Raw genomic sequence first — 16,218 nt, forward strand, 5'->3', positions numbered from 1 at the left:
AATAGCGGACTATATACCCGCTAAATCGCGCTCGGTAATACACTCACCCGAGGCCATTTCAAACTCGCGACATACTAATGGGCGGTTTTCGTAAATAGAGCACATAAGCGTATTGCGGTCGAGTGCTTGGCACCAACCGTCGTCAGCGCGTTTCATTACTTCACTGCCCCATTTATCGTATTCTATATAGTTAAAAGGCACGCCAGTGTCGGTTACTATGCGCACTTCTAATTGGCAACAACAGGCTTGGCAGTTAGCACACGTAACGGGCTCTGGGGTAGTAGAAATATTTTCAACGGGGATAACAATATGAGGCATAGTGGCTTACTTTTTTGAATAAGCCACTAGGATACAGTAACTAATTTAACGCGCTAGTAGTTTTGCTTTAATATCGCTGTAACGCATTTGCTCACACAGTGCAAAACCACTCAGCTGGCGTACTTTATTACGCGCAAATAACGGCACACTCATCCCCGCTAAAAAGCGGCATTGGGTTTCAATCCCCACATTATTATTACCCTTGCCCGCCATATGCGCTAAAAACTCATCAACTTTTTGATAAATAAGCTGATCGTCAATATATGCAGGCTCTATAGAGTACTCAAGCTTAACCGCATGCCCTCTACACACACTACAATGCCCACATTGCTCAGGTGCATTTTGATCGTCAAAATAGCGCGCTAAGTTATAGCTTAAGCAACTTTGTAGCTCAAAAAAGCGCACAAGTGCAGCAATACGTTTAATTTCGGCTTGTTCTTTGTCGGTAAAGTAGTCGTGAAGTTGCTGGGCAAGTTCTGGGTTATTTATAACCTCGCTATGCACTTTGTATACTTGGGTAATACGTTTGGTTTCGAGCGTTATTAGGTTTTTTTCGGCTAGGTAATCAAGAGCAGCCACTACGCGTTTGCGATCAACCTGCGCGGCTTGCGTAAGGGAGTCAAAATTTAGCGTGCCCCATATTTTTTTAAAATCGGTATGGCTAAATATTTGTGTTAAAAATGCTTGGCGTTGCTCATCAAAATGACCAAGTAGCTCGTTTTTATCAACCAAAAATTTGTATTTAAAATCAGCGTAGTAGGCATATTGCGGCGTTATAGCGCCTTGCATTTCAAGCTGTACAAGTAAGGTTTTAAGTGCCAGTTGCCTAATATTACTTTCGCTTGAAAGGCTATATTCTTGCATTTCCCATTGCTGGTGGCTTTGGCGAATATCGTTAATTACGTATTCAATACCGCTCAGCTCTGGGGTGTCGCCATATACAAAGTTTTCGACTGTGTTTAGGCCATCTAAATTAGCAAGCGTGTAGCAGTTTGACGGGTTACCATCGCGCCCTGCTCGGCCAATTTCTTGGCTGTAATTTTCTATCGATTTAGGTAAATCGTAATGTATAACAAAACGAATATCCGATTTATCAACGCCCATACCAAAGGCAATGGTTGCCACCACTACGTTAATTTTACCGCCCATAAAGTCATCTTGAATTTGCCAGCGTAGCGTATCTTCAAGCCCTGCGTGGTAAGCAACAGCATGAATACCTTGCGCACTGAGCGTGTTTGCTACTTGCTCGGCACTTTGCTGCAGCGTTACATACACAATACCAGGGCCACTTTGCGCACGTACAATGTTGGCAAGCTCTGTGTTTTTATCGGCGGTTTTAACACTCAGCACGCTTAAATCTAAATTAGCGCGGTAAAAGCCCGTTTGCACAATGCACTCAGGCGCAATAGCAAAGCGCTCTGCCATATCGCGTTTTACTTTTTTAGTGGCCGTTGCCGTAAGTAACAACACTAAAGGAATATTAAGCTCTTCGCGGTAACGCGGCAATTTAAGGTAGTCGGGTCTAAAGTTATGGCCCCATTCAGATATACAGTGTGCTTCGTCTACCACTAACATCGAAAGCGCAACTTGGCTTATAAACTCTCTAAAACGCTCGTTTTTAAAACGCTCAACCGACACCATTAATACTTTAATTTTACCGTTTCGAACATCGTTCATTACGGTGCTGCTTTGCATTTGATCTTGGCTCGAATCAAGGCTGGCAGCATAAATGCCTTTGCTATTTAAAAAGCTAATTTGATCTTTCATCAATGCAAGTAAAGGCGATACAACTAAGGTTAAATTTGGTAAATGCAACGCAGTTAGCTGGTAGCACAACGATTTACCCGAGCCCGTAGGAAATATAGCCAACGACGACTGACCATTTAAAAGCTGCTCAATAGTTTGTTGTTGGCCTGTTCTAAATTGGCTAAAACCAAAGTGCTGCTCAAGTGATTGAATTAGTGGCGTGGTCATAAATGTCCTTTTGGTGTTTTAACAGCAATTTAACTGCACAGCTAAACGATAAAAAAGTGAGTATAACTTATATGCCTTTATTCAGCATTTTTTGCTGACATATCCTTTATTTAGGCGCAAACTAATAGCGTAAAAATAAATAGTCACGTTTGCCAAAAATAACTTTTTGCCATACCCAAGTAACCTCAAAACACTAAAAATAATACAGATTATTTGGGTATATTATTTTTGAGGGCAACGTTATGAATATTACTACACCTAAAATTGTCGTTATTGGCGGTGGTGCTGGCGGATTAGAACTCGCAACGCAATTAGGTCATAAACTAGGAAAGAAAAAACAAGCAGAAATTCTACTAATAGACAAAAACCGCACCCACATATGGAAGCCGTTACTGCACGAAGTAGCGACAGGCTCTATTGACCCCGATTTAGATGGCGTTGTGTATTCAGCCCATGCCGCAAAACATCACTATAACTTTCAACTTGGTACTTTTTGCAATATAGACCAAAGCAATAAAACAATTACCCTTGCACCACTTAACGACGAATTAGGCCACACCATTTTACCTGGGCGTACCGTACGCTACGATCACCTTGTTATTGCCATTGGCAGCGTAAGTAACGACTTTAATACTCCGGGTATAAAAGATCATTGCTACTTTTTAGATTCAAGCCAACAAGCAGAGCGCTTTCAGCACTCATTACTCGACAGCTTTACCCGCCTTCATCAAGACGACAACCAACAACAATCACTTAATATTGCCATTGTAGGTGGCGGCGCTACGGGCGTTGAACTCTCAGCTGAGCTTTATCATGTGTCTGAACTATTAAAGCTTTATGGCTTAACAAATATGTCATCTAAGCGTTTGCATATTCATTTAATTGAAGCTGGACCGCGTATTTTACCTGCATTACCAGAGCGTATTGCCGTAAGTGCCAAACGCGAGCTATTAAAGCTTGGCGTAAACGTGCGCGAGCAAACACAAGTAAAAGAAGGCACCGCACAAGGCTTTATCACCAAAGATGAAGAACACATTGATGCCGATATAATGGTGTGGGCGGCAGGCGTAAAAGCACCTGATTTTATTAAAGACTTAGGTATTTTTGAGCTTACTCGTAGCAACCAAATTCAAGTAAACGAGTTTTTACAAAGCACCGTTGACGAAAGCATTTTTGTATTAGGCGATTGCTGCGCATTTACCCAAGCCGACGGCAAGCAAGTACCACCACGCGCACAATCGGCGCATCAAATGGCGTTATGCGTCGAAAAAAATCTCATCGCCACGTTAAAGCAGCAACCACTACGCGGCTTTAAATACAGCGACCATGGCTCGCTAGTTAACTTATCGAGCTACAGCACGGTAGGTAACTTAATGGGCAACCTAACCAGCAATACCTTTTTTATTGAAGGTAAAATTGCCCGCTTTATGTATATATCTTTATATCGTATGCACCAACGCGCCATACACGGTAGCGCAAAAACCTTTGCATTATGGATAAGCGAAAAAGTACTGCGAGTAGTGCGCCCTAAAATGAAATTGCATTAAAAGCAAACTGAATTAGCAGCCTATAAAATGGCTTTAATAAATTAATACTTTATTAAAGCCTCTTACACTATTAGTATCTAAAATAGTACCATGTGGATAATTGAAATAGTGAACCTAAAGGATTAACGTTTATGAAAAAAGGACCCCTGGCGCTTATTGCCATTGCTACGGTTGTATTGGCAACTTATATATTTATAGCTCAATCCAGCTCACCAGTAGTAAAGCAAAATTTAAAACCTGCCTCAAATATAGTTCAGCCCAAAATAAAACAACAAAAGCAGATCGTTCAAGCATCCCCACAACAGAAAGTAGTAAAACTAAAACACGAAATTAGCCTTTGTAAAAATAAATCGGCTGATAAAGCATACAAAATAAATGAAATAAACCAATCGCTTACTTTATTTTTTAAAAATGAACTCAACAAAGGTACTTCTGTCGCCGACCTATTAATGTATTCAGGTTTGTACGAGGCATCTTATCAGTCATATACAACGCTACTTAAAGAAGCGATTAAAGATAAACAAAAAAAAGACTATAAAATAATTGAAAGCATAGCTATTTTAGCTGACTGGCAAGGCATTGAAGCTATTCAAAATTTCACCACTGATAAAGTAAAAGAGATGGTGCAGCAGTTAGGTTCGGCTACCCAAAGCCCTGCTGGTTTAACATTTAACGTTCCACTTGATGAAAATGTAAAAAAAGAAACCCTCTATGCACTATTAAACAATTCCGACACGTTTACCACTTATTTGCAGTCGTTTATTCGTATTGAAGGTAGTAATGTTATCTCTCCCGCCACGCTACTTATGCTCAATGCAAATAAACTTTCCATTGACGAATTTGAGCATGTAATCGCAGTAAATCAATTTACGGTAAATGAACTCGCAGTAGCTATAAATAACGGTCTACCTAATGAGTATATTTTTGCGTTAATGAAGCAAGTACCTTCACTTAATGATATGCCTATTTATGACAATTTTACCGTTTTATATAACTTAGCCGATTTAGCTATTAGCCAATTTAATTTACCCTTAGTAAAAGCATTAAAACAAGCAGGAGTCTCGCCAACCAATAAAGCAGGCCTATTTACAGCGTTAGATATTGCCATAATTAATTTACCTAAAAACGGAAACTTAACTTTAGAAGATTTAGATAAAAGTAAGACTGATATGATGGATTACTTAATCGCCGAAGGATATAAAGCCCATGGTGAGTTTAATTATAAAAATTCATCAGATAAGACTCTACTTTTTGAAAACAAATTTAAATATCAACAAGGTACTTTTATTAGTGAGCAAACAAACCCTTTAAGTTACCTCTACTTTAGCCAAATCTCTATAATTGAAAACTCTATGCTGCCTAGAGTAACTGAGCCAGATAACTCTGAAATATCTCAATTTTTACTAGAGCTACAACATAAAAAAGAAGATCTAGATTCAGCCTCAAGCAATTGTAATCAATTAACAGAAAAGCTGTTTGCAGCCCAAAAGCTCATACGAGATAGTGATGCTTACGACAAAGTGCGCAAAATCGAAAAAGAGTATGGCAGTAACTTTGAAGACGTATTACAAAATATAGACCCTGTTTTAGTTAATTATTGGTGGAACACTCTTGCCCGCCGTACCTCTTCAGATAGAAGCGATAGTGTATTTCGTGAGTATTTAGCTAAAAAAGAATTTCAAAAAGCACATGAATACAGCCAGACAACTCCACTAAATCAAACAGAGACAAACGTGCTATTTATTAGGTTACTTAAGAATCCATATGACTTAGTGCCTATTTGGAATAGTCGAACGCTACCTATCCCTCCAACAGAGTTGGTTAGACTAAGCTGGATTCCGCTTAGTCAATGGCAAGAACTTGCACAACTTGGTTTTGATTTTTCGATTACCGATATACATGGACGCGACGTTTATACACAAGCTGCGTCGTCTTCTGTCGAAGCAGTCCAATTTCTAATTGATAACAAAATACCGACTGTTCCCAGTAAACTTGGCGTAGATATACTCGACTTAGCGCTAGAACAAAGCTACACCAAAGGTGAGTTAAGCCCAATGGTTCCTTTAGCTTTGCAGCTTGTTGAAAAATTTGAACCAAACCACTTTTCTCGCGTTGCCCGATTAAAAATATTTTACCCTGAAGTTTATCAGCAGTTGGTACAACTTAACTCTGCGCTTAAACCATTAGAGGAAACAACGTTAAATAGCTATACTTTTTATAATCACTGATCTTCATAGCAGGCGAGCCATAAATTAGCTCGTCATTACCTGATGAATATTGTCTTTAATTTTTAACATAGTCTGTGTAGAGTATTTAAAACAACTAAGGGAATTGGGTTATGACGGGTAAAACGCTAATTTTTAACTTTGACGGCACAGGAAACGAGCCCCGTGACGCAGAACAATTTAGCTCAGATCATTTTAAAGAAGACTCTAATATTACCAACATTCTAAAACTGCATTTACTGCTTGGCGGTAAATTAGAAGACTCCCCTATTACTCCTTTTGCTAACCAACTCAGTTTTTATTATCAAGGTATTGGTACTAAAGGCAGCCGCCTTAAACGTATTTTAAACCAAACTCTTGCACCTCGTGGTGACGACGTAGCCAGTATTTTAAATCAAGCATTAAGCGACTTTAAAGCTCACTATCAACTAGGCGATACCATACTGCTAACAGGCTTTAGCCGAGGCGCTGCGCTTGCCAGACGTTTTGCTAAATGTTTAGAACCCTTAATAAGCAACAACGTGTATGTATGTGTGTTTGATACCGTCGCCTCTATTGGCTTATCAAAAGTAAGTAAAGCCACACGTGGCGCAGAGCATGTTATTTTTGAAAACCACACCATTGCCAACAACATTACTCACGCGCTGCACTGCGTAGCCCTTGACGAAAAACGCCGCGCCTTTGAACCCACACTCATGAACCATCAAAACAATATTACTGAATTATGGTTTGCAGGTGCGCATTCAGACATTGGAGGCGGTTACTACCGCGATGGCCTAGCCGATATTAGCTTGCGCTATGCACTTGAGTGGTTAATAGAACAACCGCTTAATATATCGTTACTCACTAGCCACGACATAGATTACGAAACCCTACTCCCCGACAGCAACTTAGTAGCACAAGATGACGTAACCGTAACGCCCGATCCGCTCGCATTAAGTCATCAACAAAATTACTTTTGGTTTAACCCATTTTTTAAACTAGTAGATAGAGAGTGCTATGTATTAATTGATGACGAAGCCAGCAACCTTGAGCCTTTAGTGCACTACAGCGTAGCCGAACGCATTAATAAACTAACCAGTTATCGCCCAGAATCACTTAAAAAACTGCATTACAAAATTAGCTACAACGACAACACCACACTTAGCTTTATTGGTTTAAGCCAACATATAGAACTGGCTAATCAAAACATGAGTGTGCTGAGCATTAACCAAAGCCAAGATATAGTGGTATTTGCCTCTGAGCAATACAACGCAACCGGCCTCATGCTAGAGCAAGGCGCTACGTATCGCTTTACCCCATACCCAAATCAATACTGGTTTGACGATGGCATAAAGTGCACGCCATTAGGCTGGAACCGCGACAACGTACAACTTGGCGTAAAAGAAATCCCAATGGCCGTGCTTGAACCATTTAGACGATTTCCTCGCGCGCAATGGTTTTCACTCATTGGTGCTATTAATAAAAACGACGACCACCTTTTTGAAATAGCCAACGGCGCCGATATTAAAATAGATAAATCTGGCGAGTTTTGCCCATTCGCAAACGACCTAAGCCGCTTTTATGGCGCTAATGCCGGAAAAATAAAAGTAAAAGTAACGCGGCTGGGATAAGAGGTTGCACAATATTTAAAATAGTAGGCGTGAGTTTATCTCGCGCTTTGGCTTTATAAAAACACCATGCGAGGTATAAAACCTCACCTACAACAACTCAAACACGACACTCAACAAACCCGTAGGTGCGATTTTACATCGCGCTTTGCTCTTTAGTAACGGCTCATAACTCCCAATCAACGCTACAAAGCCCGCCTAAACTCCTGTAGGCGCAAAGCTTGCTCGCGCGAAAAGCGAAGCTTTTAAATTGTAGGTGCGATTTTACATCGCGCTTTGCCCTCTAGTAACTAGATCATTACCCCAATCAACTCTACAAAGCTCACCTAAACACCTATTCGCCTCACATGGTGAGGCGAATAACAATTTATTTGCCTCATGCAATGAGGCGAATAGCAGAGTTAATTGCCTCATTACTTTTAAGCGCTACATAGAACAATAATTCACTTTTCTGTGGTAAAAAATGTATTTATAAGCGAGGTATAAAACCTCACCTACATCATTGCAAACACAACTTTCAACAAAAGCGTAGGTGCGATTTTATATCGCGCTTTGGCTTTTAAATAAGGCCAAGCTAAACACCTGTGGGCGCTCAGCTTGCTCGCGCGAAAAGCTGTAGGCGGGAGTTTACATCGCGCTTTTGGTTTGTAATTTAAAATATATGCGCTTTTAAAGGACTTTTTAACCGCTTAGAATATTCACGATTAAGATTAGGAAGCTGCTTATACATCATCGTTTTTAATTGCTTTTCAGATAGCTTATTACAGAGAAATTCTTGCTCAGCAAGCATTATATTCTTAAGTAACGATCGCCCTGCTTGCGTATCCATTAAAAAGTAAATTGCAGCCCAACTGCTTGCGTACAGCTTACTGGTATCACCTTTTTTCCACGAGTCATCCAAACCCACTAACGAATCAATCGAAAATACACTTTTAGTAATATTGTTATTTTTCGTCCATGAACTATTCGACTCAACAATAGCTGTTTGCATATTACTTTTAGTAAGCTCAAAGTATTCTGCAAATCCCTCATTAAACCATCTCGGGGTGTAGCCTAAAACTGCTTTATTAATGGCGTGCACTGCTTCATGTACCGCAGTTCGCATTGCACTGTGTGCATTATCATAATGAATAAAAGCAGAATTACTCGCGTGAAAATACATACCCGCAGTGTTTGTAGAGTCACCACCGCGTTGCTTAATTGCGGCCTCATAAGTACCACGCGTAGGCAATACCGTTAAATTAAGCTTTACCTTTTTAAGTGCATGCACGCCAATAATCTGTCCATATACTTTAAATACAGTATTGAGTTTTATGCGTAACGCTTGGTTAAATGACGAAGGTAAATTAGGCGTATTTAAAGTAAGATCAAAGTAATCTAACGGTTCAATAAAACCAGGATCGTAAGTTGCTACCGCAAAATCCGGTTTTTTATCACTAAAATGCGGCACACCGTCACTGTCTGTCCACGTAAATATATCGCCATTACGTTTATATTTAACCTTACCCAACGATACATCTACGCAGCGCGTATTGTTAGCTTGCGATAAATGATTATCGGCAGATACTGATGCATTTTGTAAAGTTGCCGAGCTTATATTTTTAAGCTGTTTAGTTGCTAACGGTTCAGTAGTTACCTGCGACGATATACTACTATAAATTCGTTTAACCTCGCCTATAGGATCATGATAATTAAATACCCGCCCAGTAAAATGATTAGCAATGAGCGCCGATGCAATTAGCAGCACAAAAAATACAAACACCACGCGTAATTTTGTTTTAAACATATTTATGGACGCCCTTGCCACTGTGCTTCAAATAACTCTTTTTGCTTACCCCGATACTCGCTACACCATATAAAGTCGGCCGACTCCATCCATTTTTTACGGCAACGTTTAGGCAATTTATAAAATTTAGACCAACCATCAAGCTTAGTGGCATCTTTATAGCTATCGCTGTGCAAAGACATGTTTGATACTTTTTGATTGAGTAACCAATTGCTATTAGGCGTACGGGTTGGGGTAGAAGAAGTAGCCTGATAAGCGCTGCCACTCTTTTTAGGCTTACTGCAGTGATTAGCAAGTAATGTAAATAGCGCTTTATCGCGCGCAGTTAAACGCTCACCTTCTTTATTACTGTAGCCACTTCTAAATTGAGACCGAATAGCTTCGCGCTGCTTTTTAATGCTATCGCATTGGGCTTGTGTGTAAGCCTCACCAGCTTGAGGAAAAGTTGTAAATACGCTAATAAATACCAGTAAAATCCATTTAATCATTATTCATTCCCTGAATTAAAACTTTAAAATAGTGTACCTATAAATGTGAAAAAACACATCAACATTACTAATCCAAAAAGCAAAAATTAAAACTATGGGTGGGAGTGCACCTTGTGTCTTGGTTTTTATAAAGCACCCGCGAGGTATAAAACCTCACCTACATTAATTAAGCCATCGAACTCAACAAACCCGTAGGTGCGATTTTACATCGCGCTTTGACCTCTAGTAACTCAGGCTCATAACTCCCAATCAACGCTACAAAGCTCACCTAAACACCTGTAGGCGCTCAGCTTGCTCGCGCGAAAAGCGAAGCTTTTAAAATAATTTACAAATATCGCGTTGGCGATGGCAACCAAGGGGCGGATACCGCCGACCGCCCCTTGGAACCCCACGGCGCCCCGAGGATCACACTGTCTCCTAAATCAAATGAATGATATAAACGTAACCAGCGTAGATAGGCCATCCATGGCCAAGCTACGCTTTTAACAGCATCCATGCTGTTAATTACTCATCATTCATTTAATTTCGGATGTAATCACGGGGGGATACCTTAGCTGTCGAGTTTAAGCTAAATTTGTCGATGTACTTAGAGTTAGGTATATTAAATTTATACATAATTTGAGTAACTTAAATGGCTAACCAAAAACAACAAGGTGAGTGGTTTTCAAGCAAAGAAACGATAAAGCTCTTAAAAATATCAGACTGTGAGTTAATGCATCGCCGAGAGCGAGGTGAGCTTAAGTTTGAGAAGCGCGGGCGAGCATTTTTTTATTTTATTGAGAGCAAGGGCGAATAAATGCTATTTCAAAATATAGTGCTGGAAATGCAGGCAAATAAGCAAAACGTATCTTCTGCACAAAGCTTTCAAAAATATGTGAGTACCAATAATTTAAAGGCAAACACAGCAGCATCAATATCTATAGATTCGATAAAAAAGCTGCCAAAAACTTTACGAGATTGTAATACGATGGTACTTAGGCTTGGCTCTCGCTTAGGCGATAATCAAACTTATTTTTCACTTGTAAAATCAAATGATGTAAACGATTTCTTTTTTAATGACCAAGCTCTGTTTGGCCAATTGCAACCAGAGCTATTCTTACCAAACGTATCAATAAGAAGCTTATTTGCATTTCAGCTCCTGCCCAAAGTCACTGAAACCTCAGTTGTAAATTTAGCTATAGCATCAGGGTTAATGGCTGAAGCACTTAACTTAAAAGATGACAAAACTATAGTAGTGCCAGCAACGGGGCAAAGTACATTCACGTTTAACTTTAAGCCACTCGCTAACGAAGACGTTGCCCTTGAGCATATAAATGGCCAAGTTGAAATCGATGCTGTCTTTGTTGCTAAGCGAGACGGTAAAGAACACTTATTTGTGATAGAAGCAAAACATGGCGATAAGTTTGATTCACTAGCAAAACACAAATTGCTTTACCCTAGTTTAAGCTTATTGCAAAAACTTCCTTCATCTATGCCTATAGTTCCCGTTTACTTAAGAAGTATAAAAACAGAAAATGGTATCAACTTTTATATTGCTGAGTGTCCTTGCATTGTAAATCAACAAGATGAACTATATAGTTTGGATACATTAAGCCCCTGTAAAGTGCAGGCACTACATTTAGCAAATTATTAAACTATGAACGCAGAGCAATTTAAGCAGCTTGTAAAAAAAGTAAAAATAGCAAAAAAGCTACCTGATGCAATTTATTTCCATAAAGATGCATTTGCTGATGCACCTGCCGATTTAGTTAAATTTATTAAAGTTGTTGCGCAAGCTTTAAAGGTTGATGAATCCGATTTCGACTTAATCAAGCTGTTTAAAAGTGACTTTAGGCTTTCACTGTTAAGCTACCCAACCTTTTATCAAGACTCTTACCCCGCATTAAAGCAAAGCGTTACAGTAGATCTAGCAAAGCTGTCGCACAGAATAACAAAATACAATAACAGCGAAAATCCACCTATTTTGCACCGAAAAGAAACTATGGTTTCACCAGCTAGTAAGTATTACCAATTATTCTGTGACCTAACTGCTGAAGGTGAGCAAGCAGGCTTATACGAAAACACGCGTATGATCGGTTTTAAAGGTTCTTGGGAACGTTTAATTGCTAAAAAAGGATATGAGCTAGTTGATGGTCGTTTATTTCGAAGCTCTGCCGTACAAAGCCCTGATAACGATAAAACAATAGACAGGCATTTAACGGCCATTGTACGACATGAACTTTCAGCTCCTTTAAAATCATTAGCTAAAAATGGTTTTTTGAGCGGCGACTATTCAATATTTGATTACGGGTGCGGCAGAGGTGACGACTTACGAGAACTCGAAGCCCATGGAATAGATGCATTAGGTTGGGATTTAAACTACCGTCCTGATGCTGATAAAGTTATTTCTGACATTGTTAACATTGGTTTTGTGATTAATGTAATAGAAGATAGAGATGAGCGAATAGAAGCGTTACTTGGTGCATGGGAGCTTTCACAAAAGTTACTTATTGTGTCGGCAATGTTAGGCAACGAAACACTGATAAGCCAGTTTCAACCTTATAAAGATGGCGTAATTACGAGTCGTAATACCTTTCAAAAATACTACACGCAAGCAGAGCTTAAAGCATTTATAGAAATGAGCGTTGACGAAAACGCGATTGCTGTTGCTCCTGGTATTTATTACATATTTAAAGATAAGCAGCTCGAACAACACTTTTTACAAAACCGCCATAAACGTGCATATAAATGGCAGCACCTAACAGCGCCAGAACCTGTTAATGAAGAACAAGCGCGAATTTTATTTACACAACACCAGCAACTTTTTGAATCGTTTTGGTTAACATGCTTAACGCTTGGCCGCTGCCCAGCAAACAATGAATATTCGCAAAGCGAAAAAATAAAAGAAGTTATTGGCTCAAATAAAAAAGCCCTGCAACTTGTATTAAAATGGTTTGAAGAAGACGAGCTAAAAACAGCAGAAACAATGCGTAAAGAAGATTTACTGCTTTACTTTGCACTTGCTATGTTTGAAAAGCGTAAACCTTACGCACAACAGCCAGAAGACTTAAAGCGCGACATTAAAGCATTCTTCGACACTTACAAAATAGCGCAGCACCAAGCCTCTGAGCTGCTTTTTCAAATAGCAGATAGTGCATTAATTGAATCGCTGTGCGTCGAAGCCGTAGAGCTACTACCTGCAGGTAAAATCGACTTTGAAAACGACCAGCCTCACTCACTAACACTGCATAAAGACTTTATCACTTTATTACCCCTTGTGCTTCGCGTATATATTGGCGCGGCCCTACAAATGTATGGTGAGCTTGATGATATTCAGCTTATTAAAATTCATATACATTCAGGTAAAGTGACACTGCTCGGTTACGAAGGGTTTTATAACTCCCCCCTTCCGGAGCTAAAAGAACGCGTTAAAATAAAAATGGCCGATCAGGATGTTGATTTTTTTGATTACATAATTGAAGAGAAGCGCCCGCTACTTCTCAATAAAATTGATTATATTGACGACACATTTGATGATTATAAAAAGCAAAAGGCGTTTAACAAAATATTAATTAATTTTAAAAAAAACATTAAAGATAAAAACTTTTCATTAATTCAATTTAAGTCATTAATATCTCTTAACAACCAGGAAATTAGAGGGTATAGATTTTTTAAATTATAGCCCCCTGTAAATTTACCTATAAGAACAATAATTACTGCAGGCGATTTATTTATATTTATTAATAAGCTTATTCACTACTTTTTCTTTATGAGCAACAACATTAACAGCTAACTCATTGCGCTTGGCATTTTCATCATCCTCATTATCCTCACCAAATTCTATTCCAATTCTTTTTAAATGGCTTTCATGTCTCTTTATTATAGAGGAGCGATTACTAAATTCAAATTTACTGTCTTCTCTTACAGCTACAATAAAATCATCAAAAACACCTGATAAAATTTTAACTGCTGTTGTAGAGTAATCAATTTCATCATTAACTTTGAGTATTATACCTTTCCAAAATTTACTACCTACAGATAAAGAATTACTTACACTCTTTCCTTTTTTCTCAAACTCTATTGAGAATAAATTCTCATCGAAACTCCCCGATGTAGTCAATATATCATATGCGTTATTGAACTCTTGAGTGAATTTTTTTGTAGCATTTAAAATATCAGGTTCATCATGCGCTGTTTCGAATAAATAACTATCAAACAATGTTTTAAATATAGCTTTCTGTCCCATCACTGTGTGTGCAATATTGCTTTTGCTTTGTTCGCGTAATTCTTTTTCATAAATATCTACTTCAGAAGCTACAACAATATCTTTTTTCATTGTTAGCCTCTTGCCTTTAAAAGATCTAAAGTATCGATTTAAGCTACTTCCAACTTTAAAAATATTATTTTTTTCTGCTACATCATTGATATCTTTAAATGGGGAAAGGTTTGAGTAAACATGTCTAAATGTAGATAAATATAGTGCTTTAAACTGGGACTTTAATAGCTCAGACACTTCATTGTTATATGAAAATAAAAACAAACTATCTTCATCACTCTCGTCTTGCTGCATTGCGCCATTATTCGCTATATCAAACCTTTTACCTAAACTTTCATTTTCTCCAAATTTATCCTTGATTAACTCATCAATACCAAGCCAAGCATCAACTTTACTCAACCATTTGCTTACAGTTCGTTTGTTTTGCCTATCCTCAATAGACGACAATTTCACATTATCAAATAATGCGGTTAAAATAATTTGCCTTAACACAAGAACACCTGAGAGACTATTTTCACTACGATGTTTTCCACCTTCACAATCCCAATCAACGAGCTCTGGACGAATAGCTGGTTTGTTCTCAGTATCTGCATCATCGACTAACACCTGTGTAAAAGTTGATAAAGCATCTTTATCATCCATTAAACATAGTCTTGCCTCATCGATTTGTTCGGGTGTATGGTTAATTGTTACAAACAAATCACGAGCTACTTTAGTTGGGGTTTGTTTTTGAGATTTACTAATTTTTGTAACATCTATAAGTGTTATATTTAGTTTACAATTCATAAAACTCTTATCTACAGCAACAGCTGCCTCTAATGATTTCAACCTATGTTGTCCATCAATAATTACAGCTGTCAGTTTATTTTTATCCCACCCAATATCTCCTTGGGATTCATCAAATATTATATCAAAGATCCCGCCAACCAATTCTTTAGGTAATTCATATCCATCAGTCGAATACTTGTTATCTCCTTTATAAAACTTAGTTGTAAATGCATTTAAACTATCCTCTGATGGTTGTAAATATTCATCTATAGGCTGGTATTTATCATCTGTTGGAATTAATACAGCAGTCAAGGATGGAAAAAACTTTAATCCACCATCTTTTAAAAGATAATCATTAGCAATATTTTTTGCTCGGTTATGATCTAACTCCCTTTGAATTAAAGTACTAACGGGCCAATGTTCGACACTATTCATATCCTCAAATATTTTAAAATCTGCCAATAACTGGCCACAAGTCAAATTAAGTGTAAAAACACCTACATCTTCGTTTGAACGACCAAAGTCTGAACGAAAATAACTTATAGGATTCGAAAAATCATACGTATTTAAATTAGGTTCGGTACCCGTTGTTCTTTTTTTTCTTTTTTGCATAATGTGTTCCATTAACCGTATCGTTTTGTTAGAGGAGGGTTTGTAATACGCTGTAATATTTCTTCAATCCCTGTCGTGATAATTTTATCTTCTTCGGATACTTCATCTATTAGAAAAGAAACATAGATATCTTTTATTGGAATCAACGATTCTTTTAACCTAACTGAAAAGTCAGTTTCCAAATTAAAGTGCTGTATTAGCCTTGTTTTAATATTATCCGCTTTACCTATGTATAAAGGAGGTGCTGTTGAAATCATAGTTTCTAAAATTGATGCTAGTTTCTCTCTAGACACCTGATCTGTTTCCATATATTTTAATAAATTTTGTATTTTTTTATTAGCCTTATTTATGCCCAAAAGGCCCTCTCCGCCTCGTTCACCAAAAGCAGTTCTTTGCATTGTAACTGTGGCGCGGTTATTTTTAAGTATTTCTTCATATATAGGGAAACTAGCGTTTAATTCATTTATAAACTTTATCAGTCCCTCTTTATTTAATGAGTTTGGTGAAGGCCAGTACCTCCAAATATAAACACCTGGATTAGTAGGTAATCGATCTTTACCACGTACTAAGTTTCTATACTGATGACCTCTCATATCTCTTAAGCTATCTAAAGTTATTTCTTTAAATTTTTTCAT

General features: G+C 38.1%; 12 protein-coding genes. 6 read left to right on the forward strand and 6 right to left on the reverse strand.

The genetic code is table 11. The features are described 5' to 3' along the window. Window positions 1-9 precede the first annotated feature (9 nt). The gene (locus I6F66_RS04945; protein ID WP_010554993.1) at window positions 10-318 is read right to left on the reverse strand and encodes a YkgJ family cysteine cluster protein; all 309 of its coding nucleotides are present in this window, start codon (window positions 316-318) and stop codon (window positions 10-12) included. Window positions 319-363: 45 nt separating this feature from the next. Then, window positions 364-2,292, reverse strand: a complete 1,929-nt coding sequence (locus I6F66_RS04950) for an ATP-dependent DNA helicase RecQ (protein WP_197119822.1) — start codon at window positions 2,290-2,292, stop codon at window positions 364-366. A gap of 242 nt (window positions 2,293-2,534) precedes the next feature. Here I6F66_RS04950 and I6F66_RS04955 point away from each other — a divergent pair, with 242 nt between their 5' ends. The 3 genes from I6F66_RS04955 to I6F66_RS04965 all read left to right on the forward strand — a co-directional run bounded on the left by I6F66_RS04955 (window position 2,535) and on the right by I6F66_RS04965 (window position 7,677). Then, window positions 2,535-3,839 carry an NAD(P)/FAD-dependent oxidoreductase gene (locus I6F66_RS04955; RefSeq protein ID WP_197180437.1) on the forward strand — a complete coding sequence of 435 codons (1,305 nt, stop codon included), beginning with the start codon at window positions 2,535-2,537 and terminating at the stop codon, window positions 3,837-3,839. A 131-nt stretch (window positions 3,840-3,970) separates the two neighbouring features. Further along, entirely contained in the window at window positions 3,971-6,067 is a 2,097-nt protein-coding gene (locus tag I6F66_RS04960) for a cupric reductase (protein WP_197119824.1), read from the forward strand. A 110-nt stretch (window positions 6,068-6,177) separates the two neighbouring features. After that, the gene (locus I6F66_RS04965) at window positions 6,178-7,677 is read left to right on the forward strand and encodes a DUF2235 domain-containing protein (protein ID WP_166377562.1); all 1,500 of its coding nucleotides are present in this window, start codon (window positions 6,178-6,180) and stop codon (window positions 7,675-7,677) included. Between the two features lie 649 nt (window positions 7,678-8,326). Here the strand turns inward: I6F66_RS04965 and I6F66_RS04970 are convergent. Beyond that, complete coding sequence (locus I6F66_RS04970) at window positions 8,327-9,460, reverse strand: DUF1570 domain-containing protein (protein ID WP_197208848.1); 1,134 nt, start codon at window positions 9,458-9,460, stop codon at window positions 8,327-8,329. A 2-nt stretch (window positions 9,461-9,462) separates the two neighbouring features. Further along, complete coding sequence (locus tag I6F66_RS04975) at window positions 9,463-9,948, reverse strand: hypothetical protein (RefSeq protein ID WP_197208849.1); 486 nt, start codon at window positions 9,946-9,948, stop codon at window positions 9,463-9,465. A 631-nt stretch (window positions 9,949-10,579) separates the two neighbouring features. On the opposite strand from I6F66_RS04975, the gene I6F66_RS04980 reads away from it, so the two are divergent. The 3 genes from I6F66_RS04980 to I6F66_RS04990 are packed head-to-tail and all read left to right on the forward strand — an operon-like array spanning window position 10,580 to window position 13,609. Then, a complete protein-coding gene (locus I6F66_RS04980; protein WP_165740897.1) occupies window positions 10,580-10,744 on the forward strand; it encodes a hypothetical protein in 165 nt (54 codons plus the stop codon). Beyond that, window positions 10,745-11,581, forward strand: coding sequence for a hypothetical protein (locus I6F66_RS04985; RefSeq protein WP_197208850.1), 837 nt, complete (start codon window positions 10,745-10,747; stop codon window positions 11,579-11,581). A 3-nt stretch (window positions 11,582-11,584) separates the two neighbouring features. Beyond that, window positions 11,585-13,609 (forward strand): DNA phosphorothioation-associated putative methyltransferase, encoded by a 2,025-nt coding sequence (locus tag I6F66_RS04990; RefSeq protein WP_197208851.1) that lies wholly within the window; start codon window positions 11,585-11,587, stop codon window positions 13,607-13,609. 45 nt (window positions 13,610-13,654) lie between these two features. On the opposite strand, the gene I6F66_RS04995 is transcribed toward I6F66_RS04990, so the two are convergent. Further along, window positions 13,655-15,583: a hypothetical protein gene (locus I6F66_RS04995; protein WP_197208852.1), complete on the reverse strand. Its 1,929-nt coding sequence runs from the start codon at window positions 15,581-15,583 to the stop codon at window positions 13,655-13,657. Window positions 15,584-15,594: 11 nt separating this feature from the next. Then, window positions 15,595-16,218: a hypothetical protein gene (locus I6F66_RS05000; RefSeq protein WP_197208853.1), complete on the reverse strand. Its 624-nt coding sequence runs from the start codon at window positions 16,216-16,218 to the stop codon at window positions 15,595-15,597.

Origin of the sequence: Pseudoalteromonas sp. NZS100_1 (genome assembly GCF_015864285.1) — a bacterium.
GTDB lineage: Bacteria > Pseudomonadota > Gammaproteobacteria > Enterobacterales > Alteromonadaceae > Pseudoalteromonas > Pseudoalteromonas arctica.